The following is a 16,416-nucleotide window of genomic DNA, read 5'->3' as shown; positions in this document are numbered from 1 at the left end:
CCCTGGATGGCATCGCACGAATTCCTGCGTCGATATAAGATGGCAGGAAAACTCACAGGGAACGGCTGTTTGAAGGTGCGAAACCTCCCGATTCTCTGCCCCAGGCAAAAAATCATGCGAAGCGAATCCGAAGTCCTTTTCGAAGACAACCCGTTCAACATCCCAGTCGCAGAACGCGTCAAACGCCTGCCACCGTATCTGTTCGGAGCGATCAATAAACGCAAATACCAGCTTCGCGTGGCCGGTGTCGATGTTATCGATCTGGGGATGGGAAATCCTACTGATCCGCCAGACCCGCTGATCGTTCAGAAGATTGAGGAAGCTCTTGTTGATCCTCGCAACCATCGGTATTCGGTATCGAATGGTATTGGCAACCTTCGCAAAGAAGTGTCGGCGAGATACTGGAAACGCTACGGTGTTCGGCTCGACCCCAATGACGAAGTGCTCGCCTGTCTGGGCTCGAAAGAAGGCTTCAGCCATATGTGCCTGGCGCTGATGGGTCCAGGCGATACAGCAATTGTCCCCGCACCTTCATTTCCGATTCACGTCTATGCCGTCATGCTGGCTTCCGGCAACGTGATCGCTCTCGACGTGCGTGATCCGGAGAAATTCCTCCGGAATATCGCTTACACCTGCGAACATCTGGTACCTAAACCCAAAGTGGTGGTGGTCAACTTTCCTCACAATCCATCGTCCACGATCATTGAACAGGATTTTTACGTCGAACTTGTGAGACTAGCAAAGAAGCACAATTTCCTTGTGATCAGCGACTTTGCCTATGCAGACATTTGCTATGACGGCTACGTCGCACCGAGTTTTCTCGCGACTCCCGGCGCCCTGGATGTGGGTGTGGAAATGACCTCGATGAGCAAGAGTTACAGCATGGCTGGCTGGCGCATCGGCTTTTGCTGTGGTAATCCTGAAATGGTCCGCGCGCTGGCCACCATTAAAGGCTACTACGACTACGGAATCTTTCAGCCCATCCAGATCGCCGCCATCGTTGCCATGCGACACTGCGACGCCGCCATCGAAAGTCTGGCCACTGAATACCAAAGTCGCAGAGATGTGCTTTGCGAAGGACTGTCTCGCCTGGGCTGGAATGTGACAGTCCCCAAAGCCGGAATGTTCGTTTGGGCGGAGATTCCGGAACCATGGCGGAAGATGGGGTCGATCGAATTCGCGATGAAGCTTTTGAATGAAGGCGGAGTGGCTGTCAGCCCGGGGCGTGGTTTCGGACCCGAAGGTGAGGGCTGTCTGCGACTGGCGATTGTGGAAAATTCACAACGACTTCGTCAGGCTGTCCGCCAGATCGATAAATGTCTTTCAGCCACGAATGTCGACGGCACTACGGCAACGGATGCATCCAGCGATGCGGCGGAATAGACTGTATGGACAACCAGTCCGTTTGTCGGGCGTGCGGCCACTGAAGTTCTGCAAGTCCCGCCCATACTTCGATGCAACTGCCGGTGCGAACAGCGGTTGTCGAAGTCCTGACGAAGCGTGAACAGGTTTGTCCGAACAGGAATCTCATGTCCGCCGAACAATACCTCAAGCCCGAAGTCATTCAGAACATCGCGCGACTCGATCTTCGCGCGAAGTTCATCGTCGAAGGCTTCCTGAGCGGGTTGCATACCAGTCCGTTTCAGGGGTTCAGCGTCGAATTCAGCGAACACCGCCGGTACAACCCGGGAGACGATCCGAAGGATATAGACTGGCTGGTTTTTGCCCGGACAGATCGTATCTACGTCAAGCGTTACCAGGCCGAAACGAACATCACGGGTTACATCCTGATGGACCTGTCTCGAAGTATGGCCTACACCTATCGACAAACACTGACCAAATTTGACTATTCGATTTGCCTTGCCGCCGCGCTCAGCTACTTGATGGTTCATCAGCAGGACCCGATTGGCCTGATGACATTTGACGATCAACTTCGTGCCTGTCTGCCTGCACGAAGTCGTCGATCACAGTTTGGAGATATCCTCGCTGTTCTGCAGAGATGTCAGCCCAGTGGTACAACCGACATTGCAGGCAATCTGCGTCGAATCGCTTCGATGATCCGGCATCGCAGTCTGATGATCCTGCTGTCTGACCTCCTGGCGGAGCCTGAAGAAATTATTGCCAGCCTTCGGATGCTTCGGCACGCGGGACACGACGTCATACTGTTCCACATTCTGGACGAGGCTGAGGTTTCGTTTCCTTTTTCAGGTAGTGTTGATCTGATCGAACCGGAATCTGATGAGCACGAAGTGGTGGATGCGGCCGCCATTCGCGCCGACTACCTGGAAGCACTTGCCGAATTACGCGAACAGTACCGTTCAACCTGTCTGAGCATTGGGGCAGACTACGTCGCTCTGGATACCAGTATGCCCTTTGACAAAGCTCTTCTCGAATACCTCTACCAGCGACAGGCTCGCTTCTGAAGGACAGGCACAATCTCTGTCGAATACCTGCTCCGCCGTTACGGCGAGATTGAGTATCGGAACGAGACGTTCTAGGAAATTCGGTATTTCTTGCACTTGCTGTAAAACGTACTGCGAGGCAGATTCAGGTGGCGGGCAGCAAGCGCTTTGTTGCCAGCTGCATCTCGAAGTGCTTTCTTCAGCAGTGCCGCCTCACCCGCCGGATCAATGTCATCGGGAATGATGACTTTGGCCGAGTACACTTCGTTTACTCGCTCTTTCCCTGATATCGTTTCAGACTGTTCTCGACCAATGACCATCGGTATCGGCTGTTCGTAAACAATACGCTTCCGAGTCGATTTCCGAATCTCCAGTGGAAGATCAGCAAGCGTGACGACGTCACTGTCGGCCATCACCACGGCTCGCTCCATCACGTTTTCCAGTTCGCGGACGTTTCCCGGCCATGTGTGCTGTTCTAAAGCTTCCAGTGCGTCGGGCTCGATCTGTCGAATTTGTTTTCGTGCCTTCTGTGATGACCGGCTGAGGAAAAAGAAGACCAGTTCGATCAGATCTTCTCTGCGTTCGCGAAGTGGCGGCAAAGTGACAGAAACCACGTTGAGCCGATAAAACAGGTCTTCGCGGAAATCCCCCTTTGCAATCATGGCCTCCAGATCTCGATTCGTCGCAGCGATCAGGCGAACGTCAACATGAACAGTCTTGTCGCTTCCCACTGGCTCAAAACAGCGTTCCTGCAATACCCTGAGTAATTTGACCTGTGTTTCGTGCGAAACATCCCCGATTTCATCCAGAAACAACGTTCCTCCGTTCGCAGCCTGAAATCGCCCTTCCTTGTCAGCATGCGCCCCCGTAAATGCGCCCTTCACGTGACCAAAAAGTTCGCTTTCGAGCAATGAACTCGACAACGCCGCACAATTGACACAGATCAGTGGCTTGTCGCGACGATCGCTGTTGCGGTGAATGACTCTCGCCAGAAGTTCTTTACCGGTACCACTTTCTCCCCTCACCAGAACGGTTGAAAGGCTACGTGAAACCTTGCGTACCTGAGTCAGCACTTCTGCCAGCGAGGTGCTGTTTCCGCGAATTCCTTCGCGATCGAAATCTTCGTCACTCGATGTGATCAGTGTTTGGCCCGCATCACGCTGCAACGACGTCAGTTCTGCGCGCAGCATCGCCACCTGGCGCTGCTGTTCTGCAATGCGATCAACCTTGACCTTGAGCTCAGCATCCAGGCGTGCCATCGTCTGATTCGCACGCGAACTATGCAATGCCAGCACGCTCATCTGTCCAATGGCATGAAGAAAAGCAATATCCTCAGCCGTGTACTGCGTACCGCTCTTGCGACGACCAACCAGAATCAAACCATGCAATCCGCCTTCATCCTCCAGAAAACAGGCCAGCTCAGCCTTCAGTTCATGCAGTAGCTGCTGAACGGGTGACATCGATACGCGGGAGATAGACGGTATCCGCTGTACAACCATTTCGTCAGCGCGAGTGATCGGAAGTCGCTCTGCCTTTAAGGTCGACGGCGCGCCGGGGGCTGATCGCACACCAATCAGCCGGTAGGCTCCTGATCCGTCACGCACATACATACATGCGGACGAAGCATCGATGACTTCCTGACAGGTGCGCAACGTGATTTCCGACATCACAGACGGGTCTGCAAGGTAACCAGCCGCGCGGTTGAGTTGCTGAAGGGTTCGGTCCAGCTGATACTTCTCACTGAAGAATCGGCGGTCTACCACGGACTGCAATCGATCGCGTACCCACAGGCTCAGCGAAGCAGCCAACAGCAGGATCAGGAACAGGGAAATCTGCTGAGCCGTCGATGAGTTCAGCGGCAGGTTGTAGGCGTGAGCGGCAACACCACCTATCGCAAGGCAGGTACAGAATCCTCCGGATACAAGAAGAGACATCATGGAGTACCGTCGGCTTTTCTCCAGGGTGTCGTCTGCCAGAATTAACCGATGCCGTAACATCCCGTTCGCATAGGCTGCCATAAAGATCATGCTGGCAGCGAACATTGGTTTATGTGCAGCTCCCAATGCAAAGGCGACGGATTCGAACATCGCCAGGAACAGCGTGTAACCAATGGGGATGGAAGCAATGGCCGCCGCGGCCAGAATGGTCAGTACCTGGCTTCGTTCCCGAGGAGCGTTGATTCGGAACAAACTTGTTGCCAGCACGGCTACCGTCAACATGAAGTAGATTGCAGCAATGCCGATTGCAATATGTACCAGGCATCTCAGGGCGTACAGAAGCCAGGTGGACAGAGTGACCAGGTCAAGGTCGGCTGTACCACCCCACGCAAGATACCTCGCCAGAAGAGTTGTCTTCTGAAGGGCGTTGAGCGTTCCGTCGACACCGGTGGTTCCGTTCAGACACCAGGCTGACCAGTAGACGATCACAAGAGCGACGGTCATGAAGACCGCAGGCCCGAACAAGATCCACTGAAAAGTACGACGACGTTCCCGGATGAATTCCGGTTCCACCGGAAACACCAGAAAGAAATTCAACACCATCGCGGGCAATAGCATGGCACAGATAATGAAAGGAATGTTCAGCAACGGTGAACCTGTGAGGATCCACCAGTGGAATCCCCCGACGAATGCGCCCATTGATGCACAGGACATCAGACAGAAGTTCTGTGCCACCCGGTCAAACGGACGATGCCAGTAAGCCGCCAGCGCAACTCCCAGAATGGCCAGCTGGCAAACAAACCAGAATATCGTCATCGAAATATCAACAATCTCGACTGGGTGCACCGGCAGATAGATACGGTTCGCGAGGGCCATTCCCCCTTTGTTCACACTATCCTGACGGTGGAAGCGGATCTCGACCATCCGCTCCGCTGCTGCATCCGGCTCTGTTCCAAATACCTCGACGATAGGAGGCACTGGCAATTCGCTGGGGTCAGAACCCGGGGAAAGTTGCCCACCCGGGGCAATCTTTGCAGATCGAATTGCGATGAGCTGATCGACAAAGTCCAGAAACGTCGTAACGCGTTTACCGTTCACTTCCACCAACCGATCACCAGGTGACGGCTGGGGTGATACCTCGTCTGGTAACCGCTGTTGTTGGATGGTCACTCCACCCAGACGGTGCTCTGTCGGCAGGGTTGGCAACAAACAACGCAGGCCAATGTCAGGAAATGTTGCGACGTACCACAGCACAACGACACTAAACGTCACAACAGCTCCGGTTGAAATGGCAACTATTGGACGCAGGTCGACTGCGTTCTCAGACAGTCTTGCAGACTTCCAGAGCAATGCAAAATACCCAAATTAGGCGTTTCCCGTCCATTTCGGCGCTCGGCGCCGACAGATTTCAGCGCAATCTTATCCGTTCAGCGCCGACAATTCAATAAATGAGATGTTCGGCGCCGTGATATTCCGCATGAACAACTGGTGGGTTTTCGACAAAAGCTGAGGCCCACAGGAGATCCAGCGGGCGTTTCGGTAATTCTTGCAGAAAAGCCTGGTAGATTGGCATTAATGGCACAATGAATGCAGTGTCCAGAGATACCCAGCTAGCCCTTCGGTCAAGCTGAGCTTAGTGTTGAACGAAGAATACACTTGCGAAGACGGTTGACCCATCCGTTTGAGCTTTCCCCAATTCCTTTCATCGTTCAGTCCCCGCGCTTTGCTCACTAACGAAGGGCTTTCTTTATGCGCATAAGGAAGCCCCTGAGGTTCAATACCGCAGGGGCTTTCTTCGCCGCAGGGGCTTTCTTCGGCTTAGCTATCCATTGAAAAACCGGGACATGCACGCAGGACTGGAAACCATCGTGTCTTCAGGTCTCCTGCTCGAGCCAGTCCCAATTTTTCAACGGACAGTTGGGTTAGGCCAGGCCCGGTTAGTATTCAATCTCACCAAAACACACTTCGAGCAATCGAGCGAATTCCTGAAGCTCCGATCGAATTTCGCTCTGTTCTCGCTGACTATCGTTCTGGCTACTGTTGCTGGTTTGATTCTGAGACATCGTAACTCTCCCGGGGCTTCAAACACCGAACCAAAAAACGGTTTCAACCGTTGACATTGGTTTCCAGGCGTCGTGTTTTCGGTTTTGTTACAGAATGGCGTTGATGCCGTACAGAAATGCTCAGTGCAAAGCCGGGTTGCGGTCGTCAACCATGCCCCCAAACCTCAGATCTGATCAGCTCTGTCGGCTAAATCAGTTCTCTGATCGGATTCGGATCGCTGACCAGGTGTGCCGGGCGACCTTGAGGTGTGTAAAGGACCGTATTGGGATCGATCCCCAACTTCCAGTAGACGGTCGAAACAAAGTTCTCCGGCGCAAGGACGTTCTCGAGAGCTGAGTGACCTTTGCGATCGGTTGAGCCGACTACTGTACCTCCGGGAGTTCCACCGCCGGCCATCAGAACGCTCATCGCATTTGCCCAGTGGTCTCGCCCGGGTGTGTTCTGGCCCGACAATGTTGAGATCGTCGGGGTGCGGCCAAACTCACCTAGTGCGACAACCAGTGTCGAATCGAGCAGCCCTCGTTCTTTCAAATCCTGAATCAAAGTGGCAACACTGTTGTCCCAGTCGGGCAGACGTTTTCGCAATGCCCCAAAGATGTTGGAATGGTGATCCCATCCGCCGTCGTAAACAGTAATGAATGGAACGCCGGCTTCGACGAGTCGTCTTGCCAGAAGGCATCGCTGTCCCAGACCGTTTCGCCCGTATCGATCACGGACTTCATCCGGTTCCTGGCTGATGTCGAAGGCCCGCTGTGCTTCGGGACTGGTGACGAGGTCGTAGCCCTGCTGAAAATAGTCGTCAAAGGATACTGCAGGATCCCCCGATGCTTCGTCGTTGAGACGAACCATTCGATCAATCTTCGATCTTAAATCGGTTCGTGTGGAGAACCGTGCTTCGGCCAGATCACGAGGCAGAGCCACATCTCGAACACGAAACTTGTCTCGGTTCGGATCGTCGCTCACCACGAATGGTGCGTACTTTGCTCCCAGAAAATTCGGTCCGCCTGACCGGCTCATTTGTGGCATGCTGAAGTAGTTTGGAAGTCCATTGTCTCGGCCCAGTTCTCTGGCGACCACTGAGCCCATACTGGGATGGAAACTGACGAATGCGCCGCATCCAACCGGAATCCGTGGCGGAGCTCCTGTCATCATGTAATGATTGCCAGCGCCGTGGTTGCCCTGATTATGCCGGATCGAACGAATCATTGCGTAGTCATCCAGCGTTGCAGCCAGCCTGACCATGTGTTCGGAATAGTTGACCCCCGAAACCGCTGTTTGAATGTGTGTGAATTCGCCGCGATATTCCACCGGCGCGTCGGGCTTGGGGTCGAAGGTTTCGAAATGCGTCGGGCCACCATCCATCCAGATCAGAATACAACTGGTGGCTTTGGCTTTGGGTCCGCCGCCCTTCCGCGTGGCTTCTCCGCGTGCCCTCAGGCTGCCCACCAACCCAGTGCCCAGCAACGCGCCAACGCCAAATTGAAGGCAGTCGCGACGCGTTGCTCCTTCGCAGTTCTTGTGCAAACTCATCAGATCAATCCTGCAGGACAAATTCAGGAGAATTCAACATAGACCACATCACATCTTCGATCACCTGACGTCGGTTGGCTCCCTCAGCTTCCAGCAAAGATCGAATGAACTCGATTTCCTCTGCCGAAGGGTTCCGTCCAAAGACGAGACGATAGATTTCAGTGGTGACTTCTTCCGGCGTTTTCTCGCTGGCAGCGAGTTTCGCGGCATTACTCTGATCGTTCGTCAAATCCCGATGCAGCTCTTCGTTGTTCATCAGGTGCAGGCTTTGGACAACGGTTTGCTCGGTGATTCGCTCACAGGGAGGGTCCTGATTCGGGTCGGGTCGACCGAACGTATCCAGAAACAGGGACGCCGTCCGATGTGTCCAGATTTGTCGGGCGTTCGTGCCCGGCGGCATCGCGGGGAAATCCTGGGGCATTCCCGTAATCTGCGCGAAGGCATCCAGTAGAACTTCAGCTCTCAGTCGCTGTCGGTAATGCCGCGAATAGTACCGCGTGTCCGTGATGTTGCGATCCGAAGGCAGAGAGCTCAGCTGGTACACATGCGAATTGGCGATGGTTCGAACCAGTTCGGCGATCGAGTATCCGGAGTCGCGAAAGTGGTCTCCTAGTGCGGCGATGAGTTCGGGGTTTGACGGAGGATTTGTCGCGCGGAAGTCATCCACCGGTTCAACGATTCCCCGCCCCATCAGGTCTGCCCAGATTCGATTTGCCATCACCTGAGCAAACAAATGATTTTCGGGAGAGGTAATCCATCTGGCCAGCACTGCTCTGGGGTCAGATTCGTCCTCGTTCACTACCGCATTGCCGAAGAGGGGTTTGGGGGTCATCACTTCGCCGGTGATGGGATGTTTGACAGTCCCTTTGGTACCGGGAAAGAAATATTCTTCGGAACCGGAGATCGGTGCAGAGATGCCTGTTCCCTTGCGACCGATTTTCGCGAAGTATGCGGCAAAACTGTAGAAATCGTCTTGTCCCCAGACTTCAAACGGATGGTGATGACACTTTGCGCATTCCAGTCGAACACCGATAAACAACTGGCTAACCAGAGTTGTCTGTTCTTCGGGGGTTCGACGGTCGCGATACATCGTTGGCGCTCCGTCTCGCCAGGTGCTGCCGGTGGATGCGATCAGGTCACGTGCGAACTGATCCCAGGGACGTCGCTCGCGAAACGCCTGTCGAATCCAGTTATCGTAGTTCAAGACTGTCTTGATGCCGACGTGATACGGATTGGGGCGAAGCAGGTCCATCCATTTGTTGGCCCAGTGGTCCGCGAAGTCTGGTTCCTGAAGCAACCGATCGATCAGTTGCGAACGCTTGTCCGTCGATGTGTCGGCCAGAAAGTCTGCAACTTCACTGGACGTAGGCACCCGTCCGCAGATATCCGTGGTGGCTCGCCGCAGAAACGTATGATCATCACAGATTTCTGAGGGCGTAATGTGCAGTCGCTGAAGTTTCTGCCAGACGAGTCCATCGATGAAATTGCGCTGAGGAAGGCTGGCGTATCGCTCTGCATCGACTTCACCCGGCATAGGTACCGCAGCCATGCAAACGGCAAACTGGCCCAGAAACCGCGCCATCAATGCCGCTTCTCCGGTGATTTGGCCAGCTTCGAAATTCCCGTTGTCGTCCACGCTGACGATGGGTGATTCATTGGACTGGAATTGACTCAGTGATGTAACGTCGCGGCTTGTTCCGTCATTGTAATGAGCAGTGACGGTCAGTGTGCCGGTTTCGCCGTTCTTCAGGACGACGGACTCGGGAGAGACCGTAACTCTTTCGAGCGTCGGTGCGTCGGGAGCCCTGCGGGGCATGCCCTGCCGAATCCAGTTGACCAGTACCTCGTGCTCTTTGCCGGAACGATCCAGTCGCCGGCCACCACCGTGGGGAACTTCCCCTGTTGGCTTTTGCAGAAACAAGCTGGAAGCTGGCGACGCCGCAAAGATACGACGCCCTCGCCCTTCTTTTACAATGGCGTCAAAATCGAATTGAGGATCGAAACCCAGAAGCGAAAGCTGCAATCCTCCCTGGCCTCGCGACTTTCCATGGCAGGGGCCGCTATTGCATCCGAATCGCGTCAGTATCGGCACCACTTCATTCTCAAAATCGACCGTTTCAGCAGGCGGATTCTGGAGCGACGGAGTCTCTGCCCCGAAAGATGGTTGAACTGCCACACAGGACATCGCAATGACGACCGCGGCACGGAGTGATGAGATGATGGCTGGGTTTGGCTTCATCGGGCAGACACCCTTGCCTGCAGTTGAGGGATGGGCCAGCAACTGCCAAAAGGCGAACGCTATGGTGGGAGAGATCGGCGGGCGCGGCACTTTACCGGTGAAACCAGATTCCTGACCGGGGCCGGATTCCTGGCGGAGACCAGATTCGTGAACGCAGGGTGACTATACACCCTTTAGTCGGCACTTGCACGTCCTGAGTCTCCTGGAATGGGTGATCCGCGGCCGATTCAGAGACTCGTCCTTGACATAACACACGCCGTTTGGCACGATTCCCGCTTCCCGCGCGGGGTAGATGCACATTTGTCAACTAAACTTGTCGGTGTCTGCGACTTTTTTCTTTCTGGTGGAAAGTGAGAGGTCGAAAGCTGTGATTCTGATGAGGAAGTCGGTCGACGGACGATTGTGTGTTTTCGACGTTTGCTACGATGACAGTCGTCTGGCGAATGAAGGCTGGTTGGTTAACAAGTAAATCAGATCTGGTGAGGCAGTCATGGCCGTTCCCAAGAGAAGGCAGTCAAAGTCACGATCGCGTAAGCGAAACAGCCACAACGCAGTAAAACCGCGGCAGTTGGCGAAATGTCCACAGTGTGCAACCATGGTTCCGACTCATGTTGTGTGCCCAACCTGCGGCTACTACCAGGGCCGAACCATGGTTGAGGACGCTGAGGATTAGAATTCATGCGAATCGCGTTGGATGCGATGGGGGGCGACTTCGCCCCGGCTCCCAACATCATTGGTGCGATTGACGCTGTTGGAAAGATCCCAGGTCTTGAGATCCTTCTGGTGGGCGATCGCGCGCCCCTGGAGCAGGAGATTGCATCCGCTGGTGGCGTACCCGATTCTGTGAAAATCGTAGAATCTGAGGGCGTCGTCGGGATGGAGGAAAAGCCGACCGTCGCGCTCCGGGAAAAACCGAATTGCTCCATCGCAAGATGCTGGCAATTGATGGCCTCCGGGGATGCCGATGCCGTTGTCAGTGCCGGAAACACGGGGGCAGTTGTCGCTGCCGGGCTGAGAACCCGTCTGTTCCTGAAAGGAATCAAACGCCCCGGCATCGCCGTCACGCTGCCAACGTTGAGCGGGCCCTGTGTGCTGATGGATGTCGGTGCTAACCCGGCTGCCAGGCCGGAACATCTGTATCAGTACGGCATGATGGGTTCGATTTATGCCCGGGAAATGCTGGGGATAGCGTCGCCGCGCGTTGGTCTGATGAATATTGGAAGCGAAGACGGCAAAGGAAACGAACTTTACCGTGAAACGCACTCCTTCCTGTGCAGTTCTCCTTTGCGTCATCTTTACGTGGGGAACGTAGAAGGTCGAGGCCTTTACCATGGTGAGGCCGATGTGCTGATCTGTGAGGGTTTCGTAGGCAACGTGGTCTTGAAGGTCAGCGAAGGGATGGCTGAGTTTCTGTTGCGGACTGTTGGCGGCGCGCTTTTGAAGACGTTGACCACGGAACGCGACCTTGCCGCCAGAACGCTCAGCGAACTGACGCAACAGTTTCGGTATCAGGAATCCGGCGGCGCGCCTTTGCTTGGCATTGATGGGGTCTGCATCATTTGTCACGGGTCCAGTGATGGCGATTCGATCAGCAACGCTCTGAAGATGGCGACGCAGATCAACGAGAATCATATCAACGCTCAGATCATGGATCATATAGCGGCCCATCCTTTGAAATCTGATCAGGCCTGATCTCTACGGGCCTCATTTGAATCCGGCCACGGATCTGCCAACCGCCATTTAGTCGGCCAGCAACTGCCTGCGGTAACCCGTTCATTGAAAGGTGATTTGTGATGTCTCGCACCGCACTTCTTTTTCCGGGCCAGGGGGCACAGCACGTGGGCATGGGACGCCGAATGGCCGAACAGTACCCGCGGGTCCGGGAAATGTACGAACAGGCCGGGCAAATTCTGGGCTTCGATCTTGCCCGGTTATGCTTCGATGGCCCTGCCGAGAAACTGGATTCGACGGATATCAGTCAGCCGGCACTCTTTGTGACCAGCCTGGCGGCTCTGGAAAAGTTGAGGACCGACAGTCCTGGTGTGGCCGAAAGCTGCGAAATGACCGCCGGCTTGAGTCTGGGAGAATACACCGCCCTGGTGTTTGCCGATGCGATGTCATTCGAAGATGGACTTCGAGTGGTCCAGCGACGCGGTCAGGCGATGCAGGCGGCCGCAGAGGCAACGCCTTCCGGCATGGTGAGTATTCTCCTGCTGGATCGCGAAAAGGTGGAGGAAATCTGCGAGCAGGCTTCTGAAACGGGCCGGGTTCGGATCGCGAATTATCTGTGTCCTGGTAATCTGGTTGTCAGCGGTGAAAAGGCTGGTTGCGAACGGGCTGCCGAGCTCGCAGGGGAGGCTGGAGGCCGAGCGATTCCTCTGGCCGTGGCCGGTGCTTTTCATACCGAGATTATGAGTCCCGCTGACCAGTCACTGGCCGACGCGCTTGCTGGGGTTCGCATTTCATCGCCACGCATTCCTGTGATATCGAATGTCGATGCCCGGCCGCATTCGGACCCGGAGGAAATTCGGCAACTGCTGGTGCAGCAGGTTATCAACCCTGTTCGCTGGGAAGATTCGATGAATTACCTGCTGGCGGAAGGTTGTTCAGACTTTTACGAAGTTGGCCCGGGCAAAGTGCTTAAGGGGCTGCTGAAGCGCATCAGCCGGAAGACTGCCTGTAACACGGTCAATGATTCGTTTGACGACACCGCTGGAATCTGACGGGCAGGACTTTGCCTCCGGGCTCCAAACGTCCTCTCCTGCTGAGATTTGGAATTGGAGACCGGGGTGTGAATGATCGGGTTTACATCATTTCGCAAACCCGATATATCTTCCGCTCAATTCGTGGCTTAGCAAAGGCGTTGCCGTTGCAGTCACAGTTGTTAATGACTGCAAGCATCTATTTGCCCCCGATTATTGCCCCGATGATGGCATCGAAACAGGCGTTCGGGATGGAGGAAGTGATCAGTGTCTATTGAAGAAAAAGTCATCGATATCGTCAGCGATCAGCTGAACGTTCCCAAAGAAGAAATCGTCCGCCCCAGCTCATTCGTTGACGATCTGAAGGCTGATTCGCTGGACATCGTCGAACTGGTGATGGCTCTGGAAGACGAATTTGACGTCAAGATTCCGGACGAAGACTACGACAAAATTAAGACCGTCGGTGACGCAATCACCTACATCGAAGGCAAATCGTAAGCGGTTTGCTCTGGTCAGATCGATAGATACCAGAAGACAGGCGGATGTCGCTGTGACCGTGTTTTGACGGCGCGGCATTCGCCTTTTTTGTTGAGTCTCTCCCGGCAGATGTTGATTTGACCTCGTACCCAGTCTGATTTGATGTGCATGTCCATTCTCTGTCAGTCCTCCTGAACCGCGGCGAACACCATCATGTCACGACGTAGAGTTGTAGTGACAGGGCTTGGCGTTGTTACGCCGCTTGGTTGCTGCGTCGAAAGAGTCTGGAAAGCTGTCTGCGAAGGTCAGAGCGGAGTCTCGCCCATTCAGCGGTTCGATTGTCGCGATTTCAAAGTGCGGTTTGGCGGCGAAATCAAGCAGTTCAACGCGGCGGACTATCTGGACTTTGATTCCCGCGATGTGAGGCGCATCGACCGTTTCGCTCAGTTTTCACTTGTCGCCGCCCATTTTGCGATTCAGCATTCAGGGATTGATTTCTCTCTGGGCGACCCCTACCGATACGGCGTTCTGGTCGGTAGCGGGATTGGTGGTTTGGATGAGATTGAAGATCAGCATTCTCGACTCTTCGATCGCGGCCCGGAACGAATTTCCGCATTCATGATTCCGAAGCTCATTATCAACGCGGCCAGTGGTAATATCTCCGTGCGCTGGGGTCTGCGCGGTCCAAATACCGCAGTCTGTACGGCATGTGCATCGGGAACGAATGCGATTGGCGACGCGTTCCGACTGATTCAACACGGTGTTGCTGATGTAATGGTCAGCGGAGGAACTGAAGCCGGGTTGACACCGATGGGCATTGCCGGGTTTGCCAGAATGCAGGCGTTGTCGACTCGTAATGAAGCCCCGCAGGAAGCCAGTCGCCCATTCGACCAGGATCGCGATGGGTTCGTTTTGTCGGAAGGAGCCGGCATTCTGGTTCTGGAAGAATTGGAGTTTGCCCGCAAACGCGGTGCGAACATACTGGCAGAAATCATCGGATACGGAATGTCTTCCGATGCCACGCACCTGACGGCACCAGATCCGCGTGGAATCGGCGCGGCGTACGCCATGAACGCGGCTATTTGCGATGCCGGAATCAATCCTGACGCAATCGATTACATCAATGCGCACGGCACCAGCACGCCGCTGGGCGATGTGGCAGAATCAAATGCGATCCGATCTGTCTTCGGGAGCCACGCGGATGGCCTGGCAATTTCGAGCACAAAAGGTCAAACGGGGCATCTGCTGGGGGCTTCGGGTGGCGTCGAGTCAGCGTTTTGTGTAAAGGCAATTGGTGAACAAAAAGTTCCGCCAACGGGGAATCTTGAGACTCCCGACGAAGCGTGTGACCTGGACTATGTGCCGCACAGTGCCAGAAACATGCGAGTTGGCAAGGTGATGAAAAACAGTTTCGGTTTTGGGGGCCATAATGCCTGCATAGTCTTTTCCGCCCTCGAATAGCTGCAACGCCGTGAATCGGCACGAACTGGCGTCTGTTGGCGTAATTTGCGGTAATCGCGATGAATCAAACTCTGTCGGTTGCTAAACTGCGTCGCGTTTTGCGGAGGTTTTAGGTTTGGCGAATGGGGATTCACCAAACCTGATCACTCAGAATGATCGAAATACAGAGTGATTAAAAACGGTCGCACGACTGCCATCAGCCGTTGGCATCTGCTGGGGATGCCACCTGGGTCAACGAATCTGTTTTGGGCTGAGCTATCTTCATGTCGAATTCGTCAGCACGAGAAGTTGTTATCACCGGAATCGGAGTTGTCTCTCCGCTCGGCATTGGTCGAGATGCCTTTTGGTCGAGCATATCGGAAGGCCGTTCCGGCATCTCCAAAGTTCAGCTGCTGCCATACGTTGGAACTCCTGACCTCGTCGGTGGAGAAGTCGCCGACTTCAATGATGAATCCACACGGAAGATTCACCTGAAGGCGCTCCGCAAGAACCTGAAGGTGATGTGCCGCGATATCCAACTGGGCGTCGCGTCGGCAATTCAGGCAGTGGCTGATGCTGGCATCGCCGAAGGATCCATCGCCCCGGAACGAATGGGCGTCGACTTCGGGGCAAATCTGATGTCCAGCCCTCCGGAAGTGCTGGTCGGTGCAGCTGTGAAATCGTTGTCTGAACGAAACGGCCGCATGTGTTTTGACTTCGATAAATGGGGCGAAGTCGGCATCACTGGAATGGAACCCCTTTGGTTACTGCGATACCTGCCTAACATGCCAGGGTGCCACATCGGAATCGCCGTTGATGCGCGTGGCCCCAATAATTCCATCACGCACGACGAAGCTTCGGGTTGTCTCGCAATTGCAGAGGCTGCCAACATCATTCGACGCAATCGTGCAGATGTGATGATCACCGGAACAACCGGGACCCGGTTGCAGGTTGCGAAAGCGGCACAGTACGCAAACTGGGATCCGTTGGCCACAGGTCCAGCTGAATCTCGATGTCGCCCCTTCGATCGAGACAGAACCGGAGAAGTTCTTGCAGAAGCTTCCTGCACCCTGATCCTTGAAGATCGCGCTCATGCAGAAGCCAGAGGCGCAAAGATTCTCGGGACTTTGCTGGGATGTGGCGCAAGTACCGTTATCTCAAAAGACGGAACAATTGATGAAGCAACGGCTGTGTATCAGGCTGCGTCTGCCGCACTCCGCAACGCGGGTGTCGAAGCTTCCGGACTTGGCCATATCTCTGCGTGTGCCTCCGGACATCCTCAGCGCGACAAGATGGAGGCCGCAGGTCTGCGTCGACTGCTGGGCAGTGCCGCAGACAGCATGCCGGTAACAGCACTCAAGAGTTACATGGGAAGCTCCGGCAGTGGAGCCGGGCTCTGTGAAGTTGCATCTTCTCTCCTTGCTTTGAAGAATGGTGTTGTCCCACGCACACTCAACTTTGAAAATTCCGATCCGGATGCTGCCCTGAACATCGTTCATGGTCAGCATCTGGCCAGCTCAAACAAACTGTTTCTGAAGACGAGCGTCACACGGATGGGCCAGGCGAGTGCCGTTGTGATTCAGGCGTAGTCAGGGCAAAGACTTAAACGATCGCGAACCCTCCAT

The 16,416-nt window shown here is 54.7% G+C and carries 13 protein-coding genes; 9 read left to right on the top strand and 4 right to left on the bottom strand.

From position 1 onward, the window contains the following. The first annotated feature begins 6 nt into the window (after positions 1-6). Together R3C20_14325 and R3C20_14320 are read left to right on the top strand one after the other, a co-directional pair. Positions 7-1,383 carry an aminotransferase class I/II-fold pyridoxal phosphate-dependent enzyme gene (locus R3C20_14325; protein ID MEZ6041679.1) on the top strand — a complete coding sequence of 459 codons (1,377 nt, stop codon included), beginning with the start codon at positions 7-9 and terminating at the stop codon, positions 1,381-1,383. Between the two features lie 146 nt (positions 1,384-1,529). Further along, the gene (locus R3C20_14320; GenBank protein ID MEZ6041678.1) at positions 1,530-2,423 is read left to right on the top strand and encodes a DUF58 domain-containing protein; all 894 of its coding nucleotides are present in this window, start codon (positions 1,530-1,532) and stop codon (positions 2,421-2,423) included. 71 nt (positions 2,424-2,494) lie between these two features. Here R3C20_14320 and R3C20_14315 read toward each other — a convergent pair whose 3' ends face one another. The 4 genes from R3C20_14315 to R3C20_14300 form a co-directional block, all read right to left on the bottom strand. Continuing rightward, entirely contained in the window at positions 2,495-5,689 is a 3,195-nt protein-coding gene (locus tag R3C20_14315) for a sigma 54-interacting transcriptional regulator (protein MEZ6041677.1), read from the bottom strand. Positions 5,690-6,276: 587 nt separating this feature from the next. Beyond that, a complete protein-coding gene (locus R3C20_14310) occupies positions 6,277-6,402 on the bottom strand; it encodes a hypothetical protein (protein ID MEZ6041676.1) in 126 nt (41 codons plus the stop codon). Between the two features lie 187 nt (positions 6,403-6,589). Then, positions 6,590-7,933, bottom strand: a complete 1,344-nt coding sequence (locus R3C20_14305) for a DUF1501 domain-containing protein (protein MEZ6041675.1) — start codon at positions 7,931-7,933, stop codon at positions 6,590-6,592. A gap of 4 nt (positions 7,934-7,937) precedes the next feature. Further along, entirely contained in the window at positions 7,938-10,172 is a 2,235-nt protein-coding gene (locus R3C20_14300; GenBank protein MEZ6041674.1) for a DUF1549 and DUF1553 domain-containing protein, read from the bottom strand. 490 nt (positions 10,173-10,662) lie between these two features. Here R3C20_14300 and rpmF point away from each other — a divergent pair, with 490 nt between their 5' ends. The 7 genes from rpmF (at position 10,663) to R3C20_14265 (ending at position 16,380) form a co-directional block, all read left to right on the top strand. After that, positions 10,663-10,845, top strand: a complete 183-nt coding sequence (gene rpmF / locus R3C20_14295; protein MEZ6041673.1) for a 50S ribosomal protein L32 — start codon at positions 10,663-10,665, stop codon at positions 10,843-10,845. Between the two features lie 5 nt (positions 10,846-10,850). Then, positions 10,851-11,864 carry a phosphate acyltransferase PlsX gene (plsX, locus tag R3C20_14290; protein MEZ6041672.1) on the top strand — a complete coding sequence of 338 codons (1,014 nt, stop codon included), beginning with the start codon at positions 10,851-10,853 and terminating at the stop codon, positions 11,862-11,864. Positions 11,865-11,965: 101 nt separating this feature from the next. After that, positions 11,966-12,895: an ACP S-malonyltransferase gene (fabD, locus tag R3C20_14285; protein ID MEZ6041671.1), complete on the top strand. Its 930-nt coding sequence runs from the start codon at positions 11,966-11,968 to the stop codon at positions 12,893-12,895. Between the two features lie 68 nt (positions 12,896-12,963). Then, complete coding sequence (locus tag R3C20_14280; GenBank protein MEZ6041670.1) at positions 12,964-13,152, top strand: hypothetical protein; 189 nt, start codon at positions 12,964-12,966, stop codon at positions 13,150-13,152. After that, a complete protein-coding gene (gene acpP / locus R3C20_14275) occupies positions 13,142-13,372 on the top strand; it encodes an acyl carrier protein (GenBank protein ID MEZ6041669.1) in 231 nt (76 codons plus the stop codon). The genes R3C20_14280 and acpP overlap by 11 nt, the downstream gene beginning before the upstream one ends. A 192-nt stretch (positions 13,373-13,564) precedes the next feature. Next, a complete protein-coding gene (fabF, locus tag R3C20_14270) occupies positions 13,565-14,812 on the top strand; it encodes a beta-ketoacyl-ACP synthase II (GenBank protein MEZ6041668.1) in 1,248 nt (415 codons plus the stop codon). 263 nt (positions 14,813-15,075) lie between these two features. Next, positions 15,076-16,380: a beta-ketoacyl synthase N-terminal-like domain-containing protein gene (locus tag R3C20_14265; GenBank protein ID MEZ6041667.1), complete on the top strand. Its 1,305-nt coding sequence runs from the start codon at positions 15,076-15,078 to the stop codon at positions 16,378-16,380. Positions 16,381-16,416 lie beyond the last annotated feature (36 nt).

Source organism: Planctomycetaceae bacterium (genome assembly GCA_041398825.1).
In the GTDB taxonomy this organism is placed as follows: domain Bacteria; phylum Planctomycetota; class Planctomycetia; order Planctomycetales; family Planctomycetaceae; genus F1-80-MAGs062.
The sequence above is the reverse complement of the archived record's forward strand: the minus strand, read 5'-3'. Positions and strand labels throughout refer to the sequence as shown.